This window comes from Citrobacter portucalensis (assembly GCF_002042885.1).
Taxonomy (GTDB): domain Bacteria; phylum Pseudomonadota; class Gammaproteobacteria; order Enterobacterales; family Enterobacteriaceae; genus Citrobacter; species Citrobacter portucalensis.
This window is the reverse complement of the sequence record NZ_MVFY01000007.1, coordinates 45,415-65,749: the sequence shown is the minus strand read 5'-3', so window position 1 is coordinate 65,749 and position 20,335 is coordinate 45,415. Positions and strand designations below refer to the sequence as shown.

The following is a 20,335-nucleotide window of genomic DNA, read 5'->3' as shown; positions in this document are numbered from 1 at the left end:
TTTCGCCCCTTTCTGTTAATGCAAACAGCACTGCTTATATTTCTTGCCGCTGCCACACGGACAAGGGTCATTGCGCCCTACTTTGGCATCCACTTTCACCGGTACTTTGACCGGCGTTTCCTGAGGATGCGCCATCCAGTAAGCATGCAGGTCCAGCGCAGCCAGGCGGATTGCATCCACGCTCTCTTCAAACGCTTCCGGCGTTAGTTTCTCAACCACCGCAAAGTTCTCTTCCGTACCGTGCAGCGCAATAGCTTCAAGTGCTGGTTTTAACGTGTCCGGTAACGCGGACCAGTCTGACAGTGCGACACCGCGCATATAACCAAAGCACCACTCTTCAACGATGGTCAGTTCATGCTCGTCAATTTCACGCAAACCAAACAGCGGCTCAAACTGCTCAGGATATTCATCCAGACGATCGGCCGTATCCGCCATATGTTGAAACGCCAGGTTCATGAAACGCGTCATTTCTTTTTCGGAGGACCAGCGAGGGACATACTGCGCGCCGCCCCAAATTGCGACCAGCCACTGCTCTGGTTCAATTTCATACGGTGAACTCAACACCGCCGTCAGCAAACCATCCAGTTCTGACACATCCAGAATAGCCTTGTCTGTATTGTACTTAGTCAGTACATCATCCAGCCATTCCAGTTCGCTCTCGTTTAATGGTCCCGTTTTCATAACGCTTTTCCTTAGTCAAAAAATCTTGCCTGTGATCATCCTACATGGCTGGAGGGATAACAGATAAAAATGGGCATATGCGGCATATAGCTGCCGCCTGTTCAGGTTAACAGGAAACGAGGGGAATTCCGGAAGTTAACGCACAAAAGAGAACACTAAGCCGCCGGGCATCATACCGGGAAAACACAATAAAACCACCCGTAGGTGGTTTACTGTTGTTCAATACGGTTGAGCGTTGCGGTATAGCCCGTTTTCGCTACCGCGTTAAGTAACGTATCGGTTGGGAAACCTTCTGGCACAATCGCTTCTGCTTGTCGGGTTTTTAGGGAGGATTTTGCTTTAATCACACCATCGGTTTCACGTAGCGCCTGATTGACCGAAATAACGCACAGCGAGCAGGTCATATTTTGTATATCCAGCACCACTTTTTGATTGGCCGCCTGAGCCCACTGCGGCAGCAACAAGCATGCAACTAATGTGAAGATTTTCATTCAAATACCTCATAAAACCAGGCAACGAGCGTTGGATAAAATAGCACCGGCAAAATCAACGCCAGCGCGCACCAGTAGAGAACGCGCGCTTGCTTCAACGTTAACCATCCGGAGCACCACAGCCGCCTGGAAAAATAGAGCCGCCAGAAGACGCGCAGTAATAAGCCCAATGACACCAGCATCAGGGGAATTCGCAAAAACTCAAACTGGGTGAAAACAGCAAAGCTCGCCGCCGAAATACCAAACAACAGATAGAGCAGCGGTCCAACGCAGCATAAGCCCGCGGTGACAGCAGCCGCAGCGGCCGTCAACAGGGTGAGTCCCGCCCCTTTAGCGTTGTTCTGTGGCGACATAGCTGTAGGAGAACGCTTTAGGATCATAGAAATTGATCGGGTCACCATCGACTTCAGCGTAAGGATAGCCAAAGTTGTTCATGGCTCCCTGCTCCGTTGCTGGATACAGCTCGAAATCACGCCCGTAGTTAAATCCAACCCAGTTCATTTCCCAGTTACCAAACAGGTAAGTGTTTACCGCCTGGACATCGGCGTCCTGATGCGACTTTTTCTCTGCCAGACGCATTTTGGTCACATCAGCAGGATCGCACGGTAACCAGCCGTAACCGGCCAGATAGAATTCGGCTCGGCAATGTTGCCCGCCGCTCACATCGGCGACGCCTGCACTGTCTGCTTTGCCAAAAGCGCTTTTCGAGTAACGTTCGAGTTTATTGGCTTTGCCCAGACGGATGCCAAACAGTTCGCGCGCCGGAATGCCGCTGGCCCGCGCCAGAGCCACAAAAACGGAGCTCATGTCGGTGCATTTTCCTTTGAGCTTACCGCTTTTTAAGATCTCCGCCACATCCCCCGTGCCGCAGCCAATAACGTCGTTATCGCGCTCCATATGGCTACTCACCCATTCGTAAATCAGGCGCGCTTTTTTCAGCGGATCCTGCTCATTACCGGTGATTTTACGCGCAGTTTCCAGAACAAGCCCATCAACTGGGGTATGTGTCGTCGGTAGCAGGTACGGTTTTACATCAAGCGGATAAATAATCTGCTCCGGCGCTTGCCAGGTTTTCAGCGCGTCCTGCTTCAGCGGCTCCCAGTCGGCGGTTTCAATGTCGATATCAACGTTAATCAACAATTCGCCCTGCGAGTCAGGCCAGGTGGCGAACAGCGTTTTCGCGCCATAAGTATTATTAGTGGTAACGTACGCCTGCTTATAGTTTCCGCTAAACGCAAGCGCCGTCATTTGTTGAAACGCGGTATCTACCGGAAGCGGGATCCACAGTTTTACCACGCCGCTCGATCCCTTAGGAGGGTTAAGTTTATACGTCTGGGATAACACAAAGCGCCGACGCGCGACTGGTGCAACGGATGGCTCAGCGGCGTGAACCGTCTGGCTAATAACCGCAGGACCGACTAAACCGGCGGCGGAAAGGAGAACGCTATTTTTGAGAAATTGTCGACGTTGCATTGCTGTCTGTCCATGTTGTAAGAGTTGAGCTACGGCTAAGAAGGTAAAAACCGTATGCGATCATCACAGCAGACAGACGCTGACATAAAAAGGTAAGCCGATGGAGGTTATTCATCAATAACAGACCTGTTAACTGTGAATGAAATGAGAAACTGCGCGACAGATAGTAAGCCATAGGCAGGCAAAAAGTACAGCAGTGAGGGCGAGTTCAGAAAATATAGACATTCGTTGCCAGTTTGCGGGCTAACCCTCTTGCCCCCTCGCGCATAACCATATCGTGATTCCAGCGAAATACAGGTGCTGCCAGCGGGGCCAGGTAATTCATCCAGCGGATCGTGGTACGCACATTCCAGTCATATCTGACGATGGTTTCTGCGCCACTGGCAGAAAAAGACCACACGCCTCGCCCTTCAACCGCCCCGCTGGCTTGCCCCTCAAGCAGCGAGCAGGGCAGAATATTCAACACGTTGATATCAAAGGTTAAGCGATAAGGAAGCGCTCCTTTCCAGGTATAACGATGCAGCGCCCCAATGCCCTGTATATCACCTTTTTTAATCTCAACAATGCGTTCCAGACTTTCCCACCATTCTGGCCACTGATCGGGATGAGAAAAAACATCCCATACCTCCTGAATTGAAGCCTCAACCCGCCAGACGGTGGAAAACCGATAGTTAGCCATAATACAGACTCCCTCAAGGCGAGAAGAAATTGGCGGGAAAACGGATGTTAATGACCATAGCATCCAGAAGCACGGTTTCTAATCGCTGCCCATCTGGCGCATAGCTGATCACTTTGGCAGGGAGTCCGTGATAATTATCCAGCCAGACGTCATAGCGGTGAACACCATCAACCGCCATTGTTCCTGGCCCAACCACAGATACGCGCGTCGTCGCCCGTCCTGCAAGGTTTTCATTACCAACTGTGGTTGTTGTCCCTTCGCGTTGCAGATGACGAATATTGCCCAACAACACGCCGATATCAGAACGATCCACCCGATGACCGCGCTCATCCTGGATCAATGAATTAGTAGGCGACAGGTGCAAAATGGGCAACGAACCCACACCAAATGGCCATAACGTCACTTTACCGCTGACAGGATTAAAAATAAGCACCGCACCTGAATGCGGTTGGGTAAAATCCATCCGCACATACCCAGTCTTTTGAAAGCTATAGCGAATAATTTTGCTTTCATCGGATGGCGACGAGGAGCGCATCATAACCTGATAAGATGTCAGGTTATTAAATGACTGTTGAGAAAACGCGATGGGATCCGTAGCCCTGGCATTCTGCGAAAAGATATCCCCTTCTTCCACCGAATATGCTGCACCACTAAAGGTAAGCAATGCTGCGAACATAACTATCGGAAAAGATGAAATGTTCATAGCAGCCCCCTGAACCAGCACTGTCTGCCAACAGAAGTAATCATCTGTTGGCTGTTTTTATTATAGTTCTTAACTGCGCGGCACTACTCTTCCGGACTTTTAAACACAGTATAGATAGCAGGTTTAAATTATTGGTTTTCTTTTCAGTTAAGATGACAACATAAAGCTATACTTTAATAGCCATGCTTTTTATAGGTATTAATCATGAAACTGCCATCGGTATTTTCATGCGCCGTTCTCATATTACTGCTGCTGGCGTCATCGTCTGCCACAGCCAGCGCGTTACAAAACCAGGTTGTTAGAGAGCAAGAGTTGAGCGAGGCACTTCGAGCTGGTAATGGCGTGATCGTCATTGGCGGGACGAATGATTTCGCTTTCACGTTCAGGGCACGAAACCGAATCCACAGACAGCTGGCGATACAGGATGGCTTTGGCGATCCCATCCTGATGAATGGTTTCCAGGATCACAACTATAATCCCGCCCGCGATGGGTTTATCAACAACCCTGCCCGAGGGGGTTTTATGTTTAATGCGCCGATTCGGCGATAGATTGATTAGCAATAGTGAGTATATAGAGGGCAGTTTACGTTTCTGGCAGGTTGCTTGACGCAAGGTATCTATACTTGTAAAAAACAGGCACAAAAAAACCACCCGTAGGTGGTTTCACGACACTGCTTATTGCTTTGATTATTCTGTTCTTTCCCATGGTACCCGGAGTGGGACTTGAACCCACACAGCGCGAACGCCGAGGGATTTTAAATCATGCGTGTTATTCATAATTATCAATAGGTTGCGTCACTTTTTCGCCAATAGTTCAGTAAATTGCCTCCTGAACATTCAAAAGGTTACCACTAAGATTAAACATTAATGGCGAAGGATCATCATGCTAACTTTTCTTCACGTTTACCTCGTAATGTGAAGTTGGCAGAACGCACCTTACTTTTTGCATATAATGTATAACCTTATAAATTCTGGATTAAAATCAAAATGGATGCTGTTTTGCTCTCATAACTCGTGCTGCTCTCTTCAACATTTTGTTGATTTCCGTCCTTGATTTGATTCGCGCAATATGTGCTTTACTTCTCAGTAAGTTATCTTTTGGTGACCATCCGTGATCAGCATCTATTTTCAACTTTTCACGGATATCCTCAGATAATTCTGCGACCTTCAACCCCATATCTGCATAAAGCTCTCGTCTTAACAGGATGTATCGATCCATAAATTCTGGACCAAAATTGGGATTATTGGTCATCTCTCGCAATTCTTGCTTTATTTTCAGTAATTCAATATCGATGGATTGCAACCTGTAAATAAGCTTTGGTTCAAGATGCTTGTACTCACCTTTTACACTGCTCATATCGAAAACTGGGGGTTCGACTTGTATCTGTAGATACTCAGGATGTTCAGGTTCCTGATAGGTTTCATCAAATCCTCTATCCCATGAAACTTCGGCACATTCACTAACAAATTTATCTAGAAGAAAAACAAGCTGAACACTTATGTAAGTGCGTTCTGCCTTTATCTTTCGCCTATCAAAGACGATCTCCTTGGTCAAATTAAATAAAAGAGGAAACCCCACAGCGGCAGCCCCACCGATGAATCCCTGCATACCAGGGCTAAGTTCGAACATACAAGCACCCATTATAAATTTAGAATTGTTCGATTTTAACCTAAGCAAAGTAGAATTAATGTGTTGTTTCAACATAAATTAACTGTGATGAAGTGAGTGCCAGAGACTACATTTTCAGTTAGCATGCTCCCTATAGTTACCCACTGATCGCACTAATCGGTACCCTCTTGGTAGAACCCATCATGGGGGTCGGGGGTTCAAATCTTCTCGTGCCGACAAAAATCTCTAAGAGCCAGCCTTTTACGGCTGGTTTTTTTATGCCTGTTTTCTGAACGGGGAAGCAGTGGGGATTAATCGGGGAAAAATCCCCGACACAAGGCATCAATTTCGCCGTAAAATTTCAGCGATTCACATCACCGGGCAGTCATCAAACTCCGCGTTCCTGGCATCATTAATGATGTACGTGATCACTCCGAATATAGCGGGCGCAGAACTGTAACCGTCATCATCTGCTGGCAGCGCCTCCCTTCTTCCGTTCTCCAGATTAACCAGGTGGGGCTGAGGATGAGTCCGATATCGCTTGATCCTGAATTCTCCGTCTATCGCGCATATCAGCAGCGAGCCATCACAGGGAGAAAGTGACGCATCAACAACCAGTAGCGCCCCCTGAATTATCCCTTCCCTGAAATGTGAACGCGATGCCCGCATGAAATAAGTCGCTGCGGGCTGGCTGATTAGCTGCTGGTCGAGGGAGATCCTTGTTTCAACGTAATCTGCCGCAGGTGAAGGAAAGCCCATGGCTAGAGTCCTCCGTTTGGATTGAACAGCTGGAAGGTACGGTTCTCGCCTTCCTGCGTTGATACATCGCGGAATGTTGTCACATACCACTCGATCCATTCGTTGGCCTGCTTCATCGTCCAGTTCCAGTTAACCTTGCTCAACTCCTGGACAAACCGCTGTGTGGTGACGGTCTTCCGGCCATTCGGTTCCTGCTGTATCGAAGCATACCAGGCTATTTCAATATCGCTGCGTCGTGGCATCATCACGCCCTCTCTTGAATACCGGATAAAAACACAGTATAAATACTGTATATCCATCCAGTAAAGAGGCAATAAGCAATGTTCGTGGAACTCGTTTATGACAAAAGGAATTTTGATGGCCTGCCCGGTGCAAAAGATATCATTCTGGGCGAGTTAACTAAGAGGGTTCACCGGGTCTTCCCCGATGCTGAAATTCGGGTAAAACCGATGATGACACTGCCGGCAATCAACACTGACGCCAGCAAGCATGAGAAAGAACAGATAAGCCGTACTGTTCAGGAAATGTTTGAAGAGGCTGATATGTGGCTGGTTTCAGATTAAACGCCTTGAACCGTCATATTGCTTAAGTACAATCCGCTGTGACTGGCCATCATTCAATACTCGCACTATCGAACGTTCGCCAGTCGGTCGCAGACATGCTCTTGCATACGGCGTGGCTGCGGCACCTGCCAATTTGTCCTATTGATCCTCCTGCTGATTTTGCTGGCGTTCCAGTTCAGCTTTTACCATCGCCTCCTGAGCCTCTTTCGCCTCTCTTTGTCTCTGTTGCCAGATGCTGTCTTCCGGCATTTCCACACGCACAGACACAAAAGAATCTGCCGGAATATCGACAGGCTCACCGTCAGCCACTGTCTCAGTAAACACGCCGTCAATATCAGTGTTCCCTATTCGGTTCTGAGCAAACGGTGGCGCTGAGGAATGAACCCGGTGATACGTTCTGACCAGTACAGAGCCATCAGCATTGACTTTGTAGTCCAGCCAGATGCGGGGTTGCTTGTTTCTGTCGACAGGGATTTCAAAACCGCCATCGATCCCACCCCATGCAGCATCAGCATTCAGGCCAATGCAGCCGGTGATAAGGTATTGCCCCGTATCAATTCGCTCAGATACACAGCCTTCGGCTTCTGTTGTGCATTCAGATGTTCCGTCACTAAACAGTTTAAGCACCGGAGAGGCCTTTTTTATGAATCCATTTCCGTCAGTTATCGTGTTTCGGGTATGCCAGAAATAAGCAGGAGCTTCGTAATACCACATATTCCCCACGGGGGCGTATTTCGGAACCACGACACCACAGACAGGTACGCCACCGTTTGAATAAGAAAACAGCTGAAAATTCATTTCAGCTGCGGAATCATCTGGCCATGGACGAATGTTTATCAGGCCAATTGCTCTGTCCGCTGCTAACCCTAATATTTGCCCGGTATGAACACCCGCGGTAATACCCATAGGATAAGCATTAGGTACAGCATATGAAACGATCCCTCGCATATCTTCCGGATACTTCGACATTACTGCAGTTCCTGCTGGCGCAGCCGTCGTGTTGCGTGTGGCAGCGGTTCCAAGGCCTAATGCGTTTCTGGCCGCAGATGCATCTGTTAAATCGGACAGATTCGCGCTTTTGGACAACTTTTTACTTAACTCCTGGCCCACCCCGGTCAACGCCTGATTAATACTGTTCAGAGTGGCTGCAATACCACCCCATGCGGGTCCGGTGAATGAACTGCCATCCGGCAATTTTACCGTGACATCTCCACTGCTGCTGAATATCAGTTGCCAGTTCTGTTTGTCGTAATTCAGCCCCCGCAGCGCCTCCGTGTTCTGCACCACCATTGCGGCAGTGACCATATTCAGTGTCACACGGGATACGGCATCCCAGGCCAGGTTATTTGCTGTCGGGCCAGTAAAGGCACTGACCAGTGTCAGCGAATCATTGCTCTCAATGGATTTTACCGGAAGGGTGTAGGCGATGCCGCCCACCACAGAAACGACAAAGTCGCCAGGCTGAAGCGTCGTACTAAAAGAGGCCTGATAGCCAAGAACTGTTGCCGAGTTATGAGTTAACTGAATAACACCTGCAGACATGGTGGTTCCTTAATACATGTTCGGAAGAATAATAATGGGCATGGCGATATTTCTGTTACGGGTCATATCCCATGAACCGGAATTACGGTCGGCAAACACTTTGTTGTAGGCCGACCTGACGCTACCGCCTGTCATGACCACGCCTTTGGTTCTGATATTTCCCCATCCGCTGAGCATGCGTACCTGAACGCCGGTATAGACTATCTGGCAGAACCCGCCGCCAATGTCCTGAAAGGCATCGGTAATCTGGATTTGTCTGTCATACACAAAGGGGCGTTTCAGCGTGGAGAACGTGACCTGGCCTGCGGCGTTGGTCATCGTGATACCGTCGCCGCCGACAGGTGCGGTCTGATTGAATATCACCAGGTCAATCGTCGCCGTTCCGGCCACATCGTCCCGTCCTGTGTAGGAAATATCGCGAACGATGATATTGCCGCCATCAAACCCTACCGACACATTCGGGTTATCCCATTTACCGAAAGGAATACCGCTCACCGGAAGCGCAGCACTGCCGTTAACCGTAATGCGTCCGGACCAGGCGCAGGTCATCAGCGCGGCCTGATTGGATATGGCGGTGAAGTCAGTCGAGTTTGAAACAAACAGCCCTTCGTTATACGTCGCCGCAGGCAGCAGCTCCATGACGTAACCAGACCAGTCGGGGACAAGACTTTTTCCGCCTATGGTCTCAGCCCCGATAATTACCCCGGAATCACCGTTTCGGGTGACGCTGGTCATAATGGCCACATCAAATTCAGCAAAGGCATAGATGTAAATGGGGTTCGTTGGCACAACGATAGCCTGTGAACCAGGAACGAGTGGCGTATTGACAGGGTACTGCATGAACTGAGATGACCAGCCCGAGAAGGATGTACAAAAACTGGGGGCACGCAGCCCCGCAGTAATTTCCATTGCCGGACGGCCATCGTTGTAGTCGATTAATATCCCTTCCGGCATTATGACCACCTCCCGACGACAACCCGTCCACCACCAGACAAGTTGACGGTCACACCATTACCATCAATTTTGACAACGTTATTAACACCGTTGAATGCAAATTCGCCGCTGTCGGCATATAACTTTCCATGGAATTCCGGGCTGGCATTCTTGGGTAAATTCCACCCCCTTACGCCGGGTATGAAATTTGAGGATTGAAGCGAGTCCGTAATTTTACCGAAATCAATGGATGCTTCCTGGATGAGCACACTGCGAATAAATACCTGCCCGTTATAGACAAAGAATGCAGCCTGCCAGTTACCGGGGTTATTACCGGAATAAATGCCGAACTGATCTGCGGCAAAGACAACCGTGGATTTATAGCTGTTTCCATCAGGCTCGATAGACATACCGAAACCAGTGTTGTATTTAACACCGTTTCTCACGATGCCCATGTTAAGCGTGTAGGAGGCTTTGGCTGTTCCGTCGCTGTTCACCACCGCAGTCATTTTCTGGTTTACCGCAGAGGTCAGACTGCCATCAGGTCCTATTTGAGCCTGAACATAAGTTGATAAGTCAGCAAGCCCCTGCTCGGCGGTGGCCACCGTAGTTTTTACGACCAGAATGTCAGCGCGAACTTCGCCATACTGAACCCACTGGTGTTCAACAGTGCCATGATTTGCCAGCGCATTTTCCATAATGCCTTCCAGGTTCGTATCGACACCGGCTTTAACGTTCTGGAACGCATCAGAGTTCTGAATCTGATCATCTATGATGTCAATCAGCCCACCCGTGTCCATAGAACACAACGCCGGAACTTCGATAAAACCCGATGCACCAAAGGCGTTAACCGTTCTGATGTACCAGTAATAGGTATGTCCAACCTGTAGCTGATTGCTTGTCCATGTGGTTCCCATGCCTTCGCGGCTGGCATTCCCTTCCACGGTCGCTGTTGAGGTATCAGGTAGTTTCGTTTCACCTGACGTCCAGAAATCGAACTGCGTTGAAACATTAGCGATCGCCGCCAGACGCGGGATCAGCGTGACGGCAAAGAACCCCTGCTCAATATCAACATGGGAAGGTGCTGGCGGGGCTTCGATACTGAATTCCAGATACCCTTCCGGCGACTCTGCCCCCATCTGGTTTACGGCAATAACATGGGCTGTGTAGGTATTTTTTGGTAACCCGGTAAGACGCGTGAACGTTCCCGGAACCTGGACGGACATCACCATTTGACCATTGCGACGAATGATCACTTTGTTGTAGACCACCTGCCCGATATTCTGCCAGGACAAAATGCCCTGTACGACCTGACCAATTTCCTCCACGGTGTATTTCAGGTTCTGCGGCTGCGCCACACCGCCTGATGGCAACTGAGTGAACGGCGGTCTCTCGATCGGTTTACCAACGGCATCGCCCCAGACATCTGCGGTTTCCTGCTTCAGTGTCAGCTGTACGCCATTTTGAACGCCGAACTTCCAGTCAGTTACCCGCATTTCAACATTAACGATACCGATAGACGGGAAATTCACCTTCACATACATTCCCGGGCGGTAACGGTACCCGCTCAGGTTTAACGTTACGTTCATCGTCCTGGCGATGCGAGTGCGCTTTAACTTCACGTCTGCCAGACGCTGGGCCTGAAATTCAGAGGTCACAAATCGCAGCTTCATATCCTGCGATATTTCCACGCCGTCTTCCGTCACCCATTCACTGACTGACACAGGGGGGAAATCTGCTTCGGTGTACCCCTGTTGCGGATCGACAAACGTCCCCTTGATGGTGTTAACACGTTCCGCCTGAGATACTTCCGGCATGATTTCGATATCACCGGCCAGCTGGCTCTCAGTGATCACCTCTGTCGCAGGACCATAATAAGCCCCGACCAGAAGGCCATGTTTACCCGCGGTGTACGTTACATCCCCGGCGCATGCCGCCAGCATCCCCTCCAGAATACTGACCTTGTTTTCACTGAGATCGAACTCACCGTTGATGGTATAGCGCTTCTCAACGGTATTACCGCCAGTAATCATATCCTCATCACAGATATTCGCCGCTTCCTTAAACTGGTCCCAGAGAATATCGGTATCGGGTACTTTCAGGTAATTGCGGTAATAGTCCAGGATAACCAGCGCCGCATTGTTGCTGTAACCCGTCAACCCGGTGCGCGGGTCATAAACGGCACGCCCCTGTTTTTCGACCTTGATGTTAGGGATACCTGCCGGGAATTTTTCAGCGTTGAACTTCAGGGATACGCGTAGCCAGGTGATCCCTTTCCCGATCATGTCTTCTTTCCATGACGGGCAGTTTTCCAGCATGTAAGGGTCCGCCGTCTGGCGATTGGTGTGCAGCTCGAAAAAGGCATGCTCAGGATAGCTACTGATCGGCTCATCACCAAGCCAGACAGTCTGCACACCGGATAATGGATGCCCTGCAAGGGCTATGGCCAGATGCAGCATTTCGCCATCATCCTGTTCGCCAGCCTGCTCTTCGGAAAAGAACAGCGTTCCTGCTGATGTGGAGCGACCATAAACAACGGTTTTGGCACTGGCCGCTGCGCGCAGAACCTGTTTGCGTTCAGACGTATCACGGTAGGAATTTAGCGATGGGGTCTTGGTCAGCGCCTGAGTGGCAATCTGTGCGGCAACTGTAATAACCATTGCAATGGCATACATTTCATTTGCCGCTGCCACACCTGCGGCAATGGTGGCAACAATAGGAACAGCAGCAGGCATTAACGCACCCTCCAGACACTCAGCGGTTTAACCCGCAGACTGACAAGACCAGTTTCGCCAGGAACCCACACAACGCCGGAATACACCACCCCGGCACATCGCGCTCCGGCATTTTCAACAACGGCAATATCCCCACGCTGCGCCAGCTTCACCGGCACCTCGTCGAGATAACGGGCCAGCACCTTTTCAAGCGAACCGCCGCCGCGCAATATCGCTTTTTTCGCCCCATTCTCACTGTCGTAGGTTCCGCGCCAGCCTGCCGCAAAATCCTCGCCGCACATGGCCTGAGCACAGTCCGCCGCGAACAGGCAGCAGTCATGACTGCCCCATAAAAAAGGCCGCTTTTCAGCGGCCCTTATTACGGTGATTAATCTGTTATGCCAGTCCGGATGCTTCATGCTTCCTCACTTATAGGTAAATCCTGGTGCATCTTTTTTACTGCCCCAGTAAATCGAACGTTCAGACATCTGCGCCACATACCGGAATATGCGATCGCCGGGATAAGCAGCCTGCTGCGATTCATCGGTATAACGATCGGGGAAAGGACGCTGCCAGTCTTCAAAAATATTACTGATGGTGTACTGCAGGGCGTTCGTCCCGCCAGCGGTAGCCCCTGTACTGGATACACGCCCTTTAAACAGGAGATCGGCAACCTGGACAACACCGTTATCATCCATGGCAACCAGATAGATTTCGGCATTTCTGCCCACACAGCGTTCATTCAGCGTGGTGGCAAAGAGGGCCATATCCAGACCAGAAAGGGTCATTTTGACCTGCGTGGGGCTTGTCGTGCTGGTTTCACTGGCATCATCAACGGAGCCCATGCGCCCCATACCGTAATAGACATAGCCGCCGAGAACCAGTGTCCCGGTACCGGAATGTACATAGACGGTACCGGATTCAAACTGAATATTGGCGGCGATCGCGACCGTCACCCTGTCGCGGGATAACCAGTCCACCATCGAATCCGAAAAGGGGGAATACAGCATCAAAATGCCTCCTCAAGCTCCAGCATGTAACTGGTAAAAACACCCGGCACACGATTACCGGCACCCTGCTGGTTATCTTTCAGTTTGAAAATACCGTAGGGTTTCGCAACCTCAATGACAGCATTAGCAGGCGGAGAACTACGCAACATCGGCGCAAATACAATCATTGCGGTACCGTTCGCCGCGCTCGTTACATCGGCTGTGACCATCTTAAGCTCGTCATTAACAGTGAAATAATCGCCCTGTCTGAGCACCACTGTTCCCGGCGTCCAGCCCTTACTCTGGATCTGGGTTCCGGTCTGGTTAGCGCCATCAACAACGGGCACGCCCGCTGGCGTTCTGCCACTTCGCCCCCAGTCACGAACTTTTACCCTGCCATACTCACCGTCAAGCGAAGCCACCAGAGCATCAATACGCCTGGATTTTTCGTCAGTCAGGTTATTAAAAGTCAGGGAACATACCCAGCGGGTACCGGGGAAGCGTGCTGTCTGCGATGCCCCATTGAATGGAGATCGAAAGGTTTTGGTATTACTCTCAGGTCGCCATGTCAGCGACGCGGGACAGACATCTTCCGGCCATTCGAGTACAGCCATAGATACTCCTGCATTATTCTGCGCACAGCGGCGCTACTGATCATTTGTCAGGATGTTACTGGTTTACATACCTGGTTATGGTTGTTACTCAGCCCGTCAGTGGAAGGACACTGGCGTACTTAGGTAAAGAGGGATGGTTGATAACCTCATTCAGGAGACAAAATGGAAAGAGTAATTAATGATCTGATTCGTCAGGTTAACGAACTCACCAAAGAAAATCAGAAGATCAAGACGGCTTCTAACTTCTTACTTTACAGCATTGTTTCAACGCTAGACGAGCAAAGCGGCGATGAGAAGTTTAGCGAATCACTAAAAGCCAAACTTAATGGTGAGTTGAGTAAAATTAACATGGGTGGGACGGCAGTGACGAAGCATGCAATCAATGAGCTTATGCAGCCACCTGTTAGGCTCATGTTTGGTAATAGTCAACCAGAACCATTCTTGAAATAAATATTTAAGCCGTCACACTCAATTTGTCAGCAATATTATGGATTAGTGAGGCGGCTTTTTTTATAGCTTCCGACTCATAATAAGAGAGACTGGCATCTTTTTTTCGTTCCACTTCGATATCCATACTGAACAACGGTACCGTTGTCATTCGTGAAGAATGCACCTCCAATACCACGGAAACAGATTGGCCAGCTAAATAAAGTGACTTAACTGTTAAGTCGTATTTGTTAATATCAAGTATTTCAACTTGTTTTTCTAAATTCATATCTGTCTCCCACCTTTCGGCTTAATGAATATTAATAATGCATTACACGCCAAGCAATCGCCTCGCCTGACCTCTATTAGAGAAGTCCTGAAGCAAATCCTTACGCGCCTGTTTCGCACCGTCGTTAGCTCCCTGTCGTGCAGCTTCCTGCATAGCCTGCTTCAGTGCGGCGTCACCGTTACCGGAAATAGAAAAATGTTGCTGAATGGTTTGCTGGAGCTGAGTACCACCACCGCCAACAGAAGAAACCGTGTCATCCACCATACGAACACCGAGGTTACCGTCAGCAGTACGCGTAAGGGGCATAATAGCTTCAGGACCAGCTTCTCCCATGAGCCCCGCACCTTTGGCGAAAGCAAACATCGTCGGACTGTTCACGACGCCATTACGGAAACGACTAAGATCAGGCGAATCCATTACACCACCCTTGGCGAATTTCAATTGAGATGCCGCACCTGTATAAGCTCCGGACGGTGTTGCACCGCCAGTGGATGCTGCGCCAGCCACTGAACTACCAAACATCCCACCAAGCGAACCAAACCAACCGCTATCACCAGCAGATTTAAGCGTGTTGACCATAATTGCCCTGAGCAAGACTTTCTGCAGCTCATTCAACACACTGTTCGCCCAACTTGCCCAGTCAGCTTTATTACCACTGAGGGCATCAGCCATGTTATCCACCAGGCCATCAAGGGTGTTACCGACTAAATCTGATACCTGAGTGTAATAATCGCTGGAAGTGTCTACCCAGTTAGCCAGACCATTCTGAGCCCCTGCCAGCCAGTTTCCCTGTAACTCATCCAGTTGGTCATAATGAGAACGGTATTTATCGAGTCGCTCAGCAAGCGCTTTGTCCAGTTCCTGGTTATAACGGTCATAATCCTCTTGGCTACGAATATCTCCGCTCTGATACCGACGTTGCAAATCCTCTCGCTTCTCCAGAAATTCGCGTTCAATGCTGAGTTGCTCACGCATCCTTTCGCGGGCTTTATCACCAAGTCCTGCGCCAATGACATCTGCATCAAGAGAAGCCGCTGAATTCGCATTTTCACGCTGAAGGTTCGATACGTATTCAGCCAGTTTTAGATTTTCCTCGTTTGCCTTTTTTACGGAATTTAGGCGATCAACCTCTGTAGCCAGTTGTTCAAGGCGTTGCTTCTGTGTTTCATTAAGTCCAGTTAGCTTTCCGTCAGCGATATCAAATTGTAGTTTTTGCTGTTCAGTAACTTCTGCGCTTTTCTTTCCAGTGGTGTCGATGAGAGCAATCTGACGGAGGTAACTTGTCTCCATTGATTTAAAAGCTGATTCAAGTTTTTTTGCTGAAGTATCAGTTTTTAATTTCCCGTTTGATTCTCCTGCGTCAAGACGATAATCTGTTTTAGATGAAGAATAATTACCTATGGTTGCTGGATATAGAGGTAGGTTATTTCCTGCTTTAAGGATTGCTCGGCGGCGTTCAAGCTCTGATCGTTCAGCCCGTTTCCCTTCCACATCCATTCCTAATCTGTTGAAATCTGCAAGAAAACCTTCGTCATTTAAATCTGCATCAAGGTTTCTTATGCGACGATCAATTTCCTCTATAGATGCATTCTCCCCTACTGCCTGTCCCCCTTTGTAAAGATCGATGAGTTTTCCTGCTTCCGCTCCAACCTTAACAAGCCAGGTAGCGAGGTCGACCACACCACTAACAAGGTTGGTGATACCTTTGATAACTTCAGGGTCTTTAAATACATCACCCATGTCGCTAATTGATTTCTGCAGGTTAGAAAGGTCAACCTTTGCTAATCCAGCTGATAATTCAATCTTAACCCCTTTAACTTGGTTTTCCATATCCTCAAAGATTGAATTAACTTTTACGAGACTTTCTATATCGGTATCATCTGGTGCTACGCCAAATTCTTTCGCAGCCTTAATATATTTTTGTAATTTATCACCGCCCTGATCAAGCAAAGGAAGCAACTTAGAGAGATCGTTACCCAAGCTTTCAAGAATAGTAGTCTTTTCAGCGTTTGTTTTAATCTTGCTTAGCGCATCACTTATGGCTAAAAGTTGCTTATCCGGCGATTCACTCGATAATTTTTTAGCTGATAAACCGAGTGCATCCAATGCATCTACTGCCTCACCTGATTTATTCAGTACCGAGTCACCAATTTTATCTCCGATATCTTTAAAAATATCAGCCATTTGATCGCCTGAAACACCTGCTTTTTCTGCAGCATACTGCCAAGCAAGTAATGATTGAGTAGACATGTTGAGCGACTTAGCCCAACGGTCAGACTCAGTAATTTGCCTGGAGGTGTTTTTTAACAGGTTGTATCCAGCCACACCTACGCCAATAGCAGCGGCGCTTGCTGCAGTTGCTGCCCCTGTGAATGCAACAGCTACAGATTTTGCATCCTCTTGAACCTGTTTTCGCCATTTCTGCGATGCCCTTTCAGCCTGGCTTAGGCCGCCAACAAAGCCGCCAACTTTGGCAATTAAGTCTATCGTTAATGTACCTAATGATTTACTTGCCACGCTGTCCTCCAGGTAAAAAAAAGCCCCGCAAAGCGAGGCATTTTAATGCTTATTAAATAGTGTAAATATTACTTTTATTTTTTCTTTGCTTGCTCTGGATAATCTGAAACATCAAAATCGAACCCCTGTTCGCCAGATTGATAAAATGTCACTCCAATAGTGATTTTTTTATTGCTCTTGATATATTTTTCGAAAGACTGTGGGTTATCAAGAAAAATCATATCTGATCTTCCAGACGCCTCACTACTTGCAGTCCAGGTTTTTACCTTTCCGTTATCGCCCTTCGTTCTTATTGAGCAATCTGAGTAACCACATACAATCTGACCTTTAGATATCACGACATAGGCATCAGTACCTTGTTTTCTTTTGCGGAAAACCAAGTTGAGTACAGATCCACCATCAACGTTGTATGGGAATGGGAAATTAACATGGTTTTTCGATGTATTATAAAAAATCTCCCCAACCTCACCAGTAACGCTATCTTTCGTGGGTTGGTTATGCCAGTTAATAACTGTAACTGGTTCTTTTTTTACCTCTACTTCTTTTACGACATCATTTTTCAACTTATCAGTGCTTACCTGTGTGCTACCCACTATTTGGCTAGGTGCTTCTTTTTTATTGCTTACTTTGCCAATAAACAAAAGAAGGATAAGAACCCCTACAAAAATAAAAAACACCATCATACATCCCGATGGGCCTTTGTTTTTTTTTGCTATGGGAGCTCCGCACTTTGGACATGATGCGGCCTTATCAGATACCTGTTCTCCACACTCTTTGCATTTAATCAAAGCCATTCCTTGATCTCCTTGTTTTTAGATAGGGTAGCAAGGAAAGCGTTTCTAATAAATTCTACTTTTCAATTCCACGTCCTCATCGCTTCATGCAGGCTGATTGGTTCGTTAGCGGCAACGCGCTCTACAGCTGCTATGTGAGGGGCGAAATCAGCAACGCTGAATGCCGGTGTGTTTGTACCGCGATTCACATTAGCCAGCACAGAAGAAATCAACGCTGCTCCCCATTCCGTCCGCATCATAGGGTTTAGGCTTCCGTATTTTTGACGATACTGAACCCACTGCTGGAACTCAAGGAAGCTAAGGCGTTCCTGCGCTTCTGAAATGGTACGTCCACCAATCCCGTTAAGGACTAGTTCGCACCAGATTTCGTCTTCTGCGCTGAGTCCGTCTTTCCCAGATCGTTAACTTCCTGAATAGCCACCAGCAAAGCCACTGTAAGATTGCCATCCAGTGCGCCACGTTCAGGATCAGCCTCGCCGGTCACATCAGCAACGGTAAACACCTGATGCCCGTCTTCATCACAGATTGATGCTGCAATACGACCAGCAACGCCATCAATCTTGCCAAGACCAGCGAGAACGTCAGACGTGGCAGTGTGATAACCCAGAGGGCGAACATAAGTTGTGGCAATATGTTCTTCCCCGTCAGCACCTTTCCATTTAATTTCTTTCTCAACAGGACGACCAGTAAAAGCACCTGTTTTTTTCAGCGTATCAAGAGTCAGTTTCATGTCTTTTTCCGGTATAAACATAAATGAGGCGGGGTATGATCCCCGCGTTTAATTAACTGCCTGGCTGTTCTTTCGGAATCCATGCCCCCTGGCCAGAGCGCTGGATGGTAGCAGACGTCTGCACGACGGTATTACCCTGGAAGTCAAACGGGAAGTCGGAAACATAACCTTTGAACACGTACCAGGTACGATCTGAAGGCAGAATCAGTCCATCAACAGCATCAGGGGAACTCCCCGTTGTTGGTTTAGACTCACCATCGGACCATCCGATCGCAAATGTCACATCACTCTGATCATTTGATTCAGCCATATTACTGAGCATCAGATGGCTGGCATTCTGTGGATCAGCGTTAAGCGTTGCCGTCGCCTGCCCCGGTGTACGCAGACCCTTTTTATATTTTCGGGTGTTGCGTTCACTGAGGCACGTATCATCAATCTGATCTGCAGGGCTGCCGCCTGGTGAGAATGCCGTAATACATTCAATTTCGCTCACGACACCATTCGCGAGCACAAAAAGTTGAGTGCCTTGAGTCACTACTGACATAGTCATCTCCGGATATAAAAACCGGCTTTTAGCCGGTGTGATGTGAGTGGTTTTAAGTTATCGGTTGACCAGCCAGTCAACGTCGAATGAATAACGGTATTTGAGGGTTGCAGAGTCTCTGCCCTGTGCATCCCAGCGGGTAATGTAAGCCTTGCGCTGAATGACATCGCGCAATGCTCTCGCCACAGCAAGAGCATCTTCATCGGTGTCGCCATACACATCCACCTGAATGGAATAACGGTCGATGTCAGGGTTCTGACTCAGGTAATTTTCAGGTTCACCGCCCACGTTCTGCCAGACCGCGTAGGGATACACAAGGTCATCATCATGCATGCCAAACGGATAAAGCCTGACCGGGTTGGCACCAAGTAGCTCTTTTACTTTCGGGTCTGTCGAACAGACGGAAAAAACTGGAGCAATCATGCTGTCGTTCCTTTTTTGTCGGCACGCCTAACTGCGCGATCGATAGCTTTTTCCATTTCTTCAGCGAAAACGCTGATTACTGCGGTATCAACACCATTCATCGCTGGTCGCAGTACAGGCTTTGCGGCGGCATGTTCGGTTCCAAATTCGAGAAAACGCCAGTACCAGGTATCGCCGCCAGGATTGCTTTTATCGCCCAGTGTTTTGAACGTTTTCCCAGCCCTGCCTTTCCTGACGTTAGCCTTTGTGTTTGCATACTGACTGGCGCCGCCCATTACCCCAACACGAAATGCCAGATCACCCGTCCTGCGGAATTTTTTGCTGCTGAAGCTGGCGACAATATTTTTATATATCGCCTCTTTGGTGAGGGGATCATCAACTCTGGCTGCGTTACTTCTGGCGCGATCCCTGATTATATTCGCAGCCTTACGCAGCGCAGAACGCCCGGCTTTATTTCTGGTAACGTCGGAAACAGCCTCCATTTTTCCAAGCAGTGATTCGAGGCCTGTAAGGTTTACTTCAACACTATCAGCCATCGTTTACCCCCTCAGAACAAGGAAGCGTCAGATATTCACGACCACTTTTCGGATCCGGGAGCACGCCCTCAATGTTGTATACTGAGCCACGAAAGAGAATACGGTGCTTTCGGGTAATACCGGCACGGTAACGAATCGTTATGCGCGTTGTTATTTCGCCCTGTGATGCCTGGGCCGCTATAAACTCCCGTGCTGATAAGGGGGATATTTCGGCCCAGATAGTTGCGACATCGCGCCAGGTATTAATTACGGCTCCCGTTGTAGGGTTCTGTTCTTTTACCGGCACCTGCAGGGTAACCCTGTGACGCAATTTCCCGGCTTGCATA

The 20,335-nt window shown here is 48.7% G+C and carries 26 protein-coding genes and 1 pseudogene; 3 read left to right on the top strand and 24 right to left on the bottom strand.

Annotation, left to right across the window (positions count from 1 at the left end; genetic code table 11):
- Positions 1-15: 15 nt before the first annotated feature.
- The 9 genes from BZK40_RS12230 to BZK40_RS12190 all read right to left on the bottom strand — a co-directional run bounded on the left by BZK40_RS12230 (position 16) and on the right by BZK40_RS12190 (position 6,395).
- Positions 16-681: a YecA/YgfB family protein gene (locus BZK40_RS12230; RefSeq protein WP_003034581.1), complete on the bottom strand. Its 666-nt coding sequence runs from the start codon at positions 679-681 to the stop codon at positions 16-18.
- Positions 682-890: 209 nt separating this feature from the next.
- Positions 891-1,172, bottom strand: coding sequence for a heavy-metal-associated domain-containing protein (locus tag BZK40_RS12225; RefSeq protein ID WP_079934725.1), 282 nt, complete (start codon positions 1,170-1,172; stop codon positions 891-893).
- Positions 1,169-1,525: a mercuric transporter MerT family protein gene (locus BZK40_RS12220; RefSeq protein ID WP_003833912.1), complete on the bottom strand. Its 357-nt coding sequence runs from the start codon at positions 1,523-1,525 to the stop codon at positions 1,169-1,171. Before BZK40_RS12220 ends, BZK40_RS12225 begins: the two co-directional genes overlap by 4 nt.
- Positions 1,503-2,645, bottom strand: a complete 1,143-nt coding sequence (locus BZK40_RS12215; protein ID WP_008785086.1) for a transglutaminase-like domain-containing protein — start codon at positions 2,643-2,645, stop codon at positions 1,503-1,505. Before BZK40_RS12215 ends, BZK40_RS12220 begins: the two co-directional genes overlap by 23 nt.
- Before the next feature lie 208 nt (positions 2,646-2,853).
- Positions 2,854-3,324 carry an SRPBCC family protein gene (locus BZK40_RS12210; RefSeq protein ID WP_003833916.1) on the bottom strand — a complete coding sequence of 157 codons (471 nt, stop codon included), beginning with the start codon at positions 3,322-3,324 and terminating at the stop codon, positions 2,854-2,856.
- A 13-nt stretch (positions 3,325-3,337) separates the two neighbouring features.
- Positions 3,338-4,027 carry a LolA family protein gene (locus BZK40_RS12205; RefSeq protein ID WP_079934724.1) on the bottom strand — a complete coding sequence of 230 codons (690 nt, stop codon included), beginning with the start codon at positions 4,025-4,027 and terminating at the stop codon, positions 3,338-3,340.
- 282 nt (positions 4,028-4,309) lie between these two features.
- Complete coding sequence (locus tag BZK40_RS25025; RefSeq protein ID WP_172111163.1) at positions 4,310-4,495, bottom strand: hypothetical protein; 186 nt, start codon at positions 4,493-4,495, stop codon at positions 4,310-4,312.
- 514 nt (positions 4,496-5,009) lie between these two features.
- Positions 5,010-5,657 carry a hypothetical protein gene (locus tag BZK40_RS12195; RefSeq protein WP_079934722.1) on the bottom strand — a complete coding sequence of 216 codons (648 nt, stop codon included), beginning with the start codon at positions 5,655-5,657 and terminating at the stop codon, positions 5,010-5,012.
- A 348-nt stretch (positions 5,658-6,005) separates the two neighbouring features.
- A complete protein-coding gene (locus tag BZK40_RS12190; RefSeq protein WP_047357985.1) occupies positions 6,006-6,395 on the bottom strand; it encodes a HumD family translesion DNA polymerase in 390 nt (129 codons plus the stop codon).
- Positions 6,396-6,502: 107 nt separating this feature from the next.
- On the opposite strand from BZK40_RS12190, the pseudogene BZK40_RS24800 reads away from it, so the two are divergent.
- Positions 6,503-6,622 (top strand): annotated as a pseudogene (locus BZK40_RS24800) (hypothetical protein); the annotation flags it as partial.
- Between the two features lie 93 nt (positions 6,623-6,715).
- The gene (locus tag BZK40_RS12180; protein ID WP_079934721.1) at positions 6,716-6,958 is read left to right on the top strand and encodes a DinI family protein; all 243 of its coding nucleotides are present in this window, start codon (positions 6,716-6,718) and stop codon (positions 6,956-6,958) included.
- Between the two features lie 138 nt (positions 6,959-7,096).
- On the opposite strand, the gene BZK40_RS12175 is transcribed toward BZK40_RS12180, so the two are convergent.
- Genes BZK40_RS12175 through BZK40_RS12150 form a run of 6 tightly spaced genes read right to left on the bottom strand, consistent with a single transcriptional unit; the run spans position 7,097 to position 13,750 of the window.
- Positions 7,097-8,500 carry a phage tail fiber protein gene (locus BZK40_RS12175; protein WP_079934720.1) on the bottom strand — a complete coding sequence of 468 codons (1,404 nt, stop codon included), beginning with the start codon at positions 8,498-8,500 and terminating at the stop codon, positions 7,097-7,099.
- A gap of 9 nt (positions 8,501-8,509) precedes the next feature.
- Complete coding sequence (locus BZK40_RS12170; protein ID WP_079934719.1) at positions 8,510-9,454, bottom strand: DUF6453 family protein; 945 nt, start codon at positions 9,452-9,454, stop codon at positions 8,510-8,512.
- The gene (locus tag BZK40_RS12165) at positions 9,454-12,168 is read right to left on the bottom strand and encodes a phage tail tip protein J-related protein (RefSeq protein WP_079934718.1); all 2,715 of its coding nucleotides are present in this window, start codon (positions 12,166-12,168) and stop codon (positions 9,454-9,456) included. Before BZK40_RS12165 ends, BZK40_RS12170 begins: the two co-directional genes overlap by 1 nt.
- Entirely contained in the window at positions 12,168-12,566 is a 399-nt protein-coding gene (locus BZK40_RS12160; RefSeq protein WP_079934717.1) for a DUF6950 family protein, read from the bottom strand. Before BZK40_RS12160 ends, BZK40_RS12165 begins: the two co-directional genes overlap by 1 nt.
- A 6-nt stretch (positions 12,567-12,572) precedes the next feature.
- Entirely contained in the window at positions 12,573-13,157 is a 585-nt protein-coding gene (locus BZK40_RS12155) for a hypothetical protein (protein WP_048217931.1), read from the bottom strand.
- A complete protein-coding gene (locus tag BZK40_RS12150; RefSeq protein WP_079934716.1) occupies positions 13,157-13,750 on the bottom strand; it encodes a hypothetical protein in 594 nt (197 codons plus the stop codon). Before BZK40_RS12150 ends, BZK40_RS12155 begins: the two co-directional genes overlap by 1 nt.
- Positions 13,751-13,912: 162 nt before the next feature.
- Here BZK40_RS12150 and BZK40_RS12145 point away from each other — a divergent pair, with 162 nt between their 5' ends.
- On the top strand, positions 13,913-14,200 hold the full coding sequence (locus BZK40_RS12145) for a hypothetical protein (protein ID WP_079934715.1): 288 nt from the start codon (positions 13,913-13,915) through the stop codon (positions 14,198-14,200).
- A 4-nt stretch (positions 14,201-14,204) separates the two neighbouring features.
- On the opposite strand, the gene BZK40_RS12140 is transcribed toward BZK40_RS12145, so the two are convergent.
- From BZK40_RS12140 to BZK40_RS12100, 9 genes are all read right to left on the bottom strand, one after another.
- The gene (locus BZK40_RS12140) at positions 14,205-14,465 is read right to left on the bottom strand and encodes a DUF1327 domain-containing protein (protein WP_079934714.1); all 261 of its coding nucleotides are present in this window, start codon (positions 14,463-14,465) and stop codon (positions 14,205-14,207) included.
- Between the two features lie 42 nt (positions 14,466-14,507).
- Positions 14,508-16,982, bottom strand: a complete 2,475-nt coding sequence (locus BZK40_RS12135; protein ID WP_079934713.1) for a phage tail tape measure protein — start codon at positions 16,980-16,982, stop codon at positions 14,508-14,510.
- 74 nt (positions 16,983-17,056) lie between these two features.
- Positions 17,057-17,776, bottom strand: a complete 720-nt coding sequence (locus tag BZK40_RS12130) for a zinc ribbon domain-containing protein (protein ID WP_079934712.1) — start codon at positions 17,774-17,776, stop codon at positions 17,057-17,059.
- Between the two features lie 62 nt (positions 17,777-17,838).
- Entirely contained in the window at positions 17,839-18,012 is a 174-nt protein-coding gene (locus tag BZK40_RS25020) for a phage tail assembly protein T (protein ID WP_423244266.1), read from the bottom strand.
- 113 nt (positions 18,013-18,125) lie between these two features.
- Positions 18,126-18,506: a phage tail assembly chaperone family protein, TAC gene (locus BZK40_RS12120; protein ID WP_003841709.1), complete on the bottom strand. Its 381-nt coding sequence runs from the start codon at positions 18,504-18,506 to the stop codon at positions 18,126-18,128.
- A 52-nt stretch (positions 18,507-18,558) separates the two neighbouring features.
- Positions 18,559-19,050 (bottom strand): phage tail tube protein, encoded by a 492-nt coding sequence (locus tag BZK40_RS12115; RefSeq protein ID WP_039517935.1) that lies wholly within the window; start codon positions 19,048-19,050, stop codon positions 18,559-18,561.
- A gap of 57 nt (positions 19,051-19,107) precedes the next feature.
- On the bottom strand, positions 19,108-19,473 hold the full coding sequence (gp17, locus tag BZK40_RS12110) for a tail completion protein gp17 (protein ID WP_039517932.1): 366 nt from the start codon (positions 19,471-19,473) through the stop codon (positions 19,108-19,110).
- Complete coding sequence (locus BZK40_RS12105) at positions 19,470-20,009, bottom strand: HK97-gp10 family putative phage morphogenesis protein (protein WP_079934711.1); 540 nt, start codon at positions 20,007-20,009, stop codon at positions 19,470-19,472. The genes gp17 and BZK40_RS12105 overlap by 4 nt, the downstream gene beginning before the upstream one ends.
- Entirely contained in the window at positions 20,002-20,334 is a 333-nt protein-coding gene (locus BZK40_RS12100; protein WP_071692342.1) for a phage head closure protein, read from the bottom strand. Before BZK40_RS12100 ends, BZK40_RS12105 begins: the two co-directional genes overlap by 8 nt.
- Position 20,335: the final 1 nt, after the last annotated feature.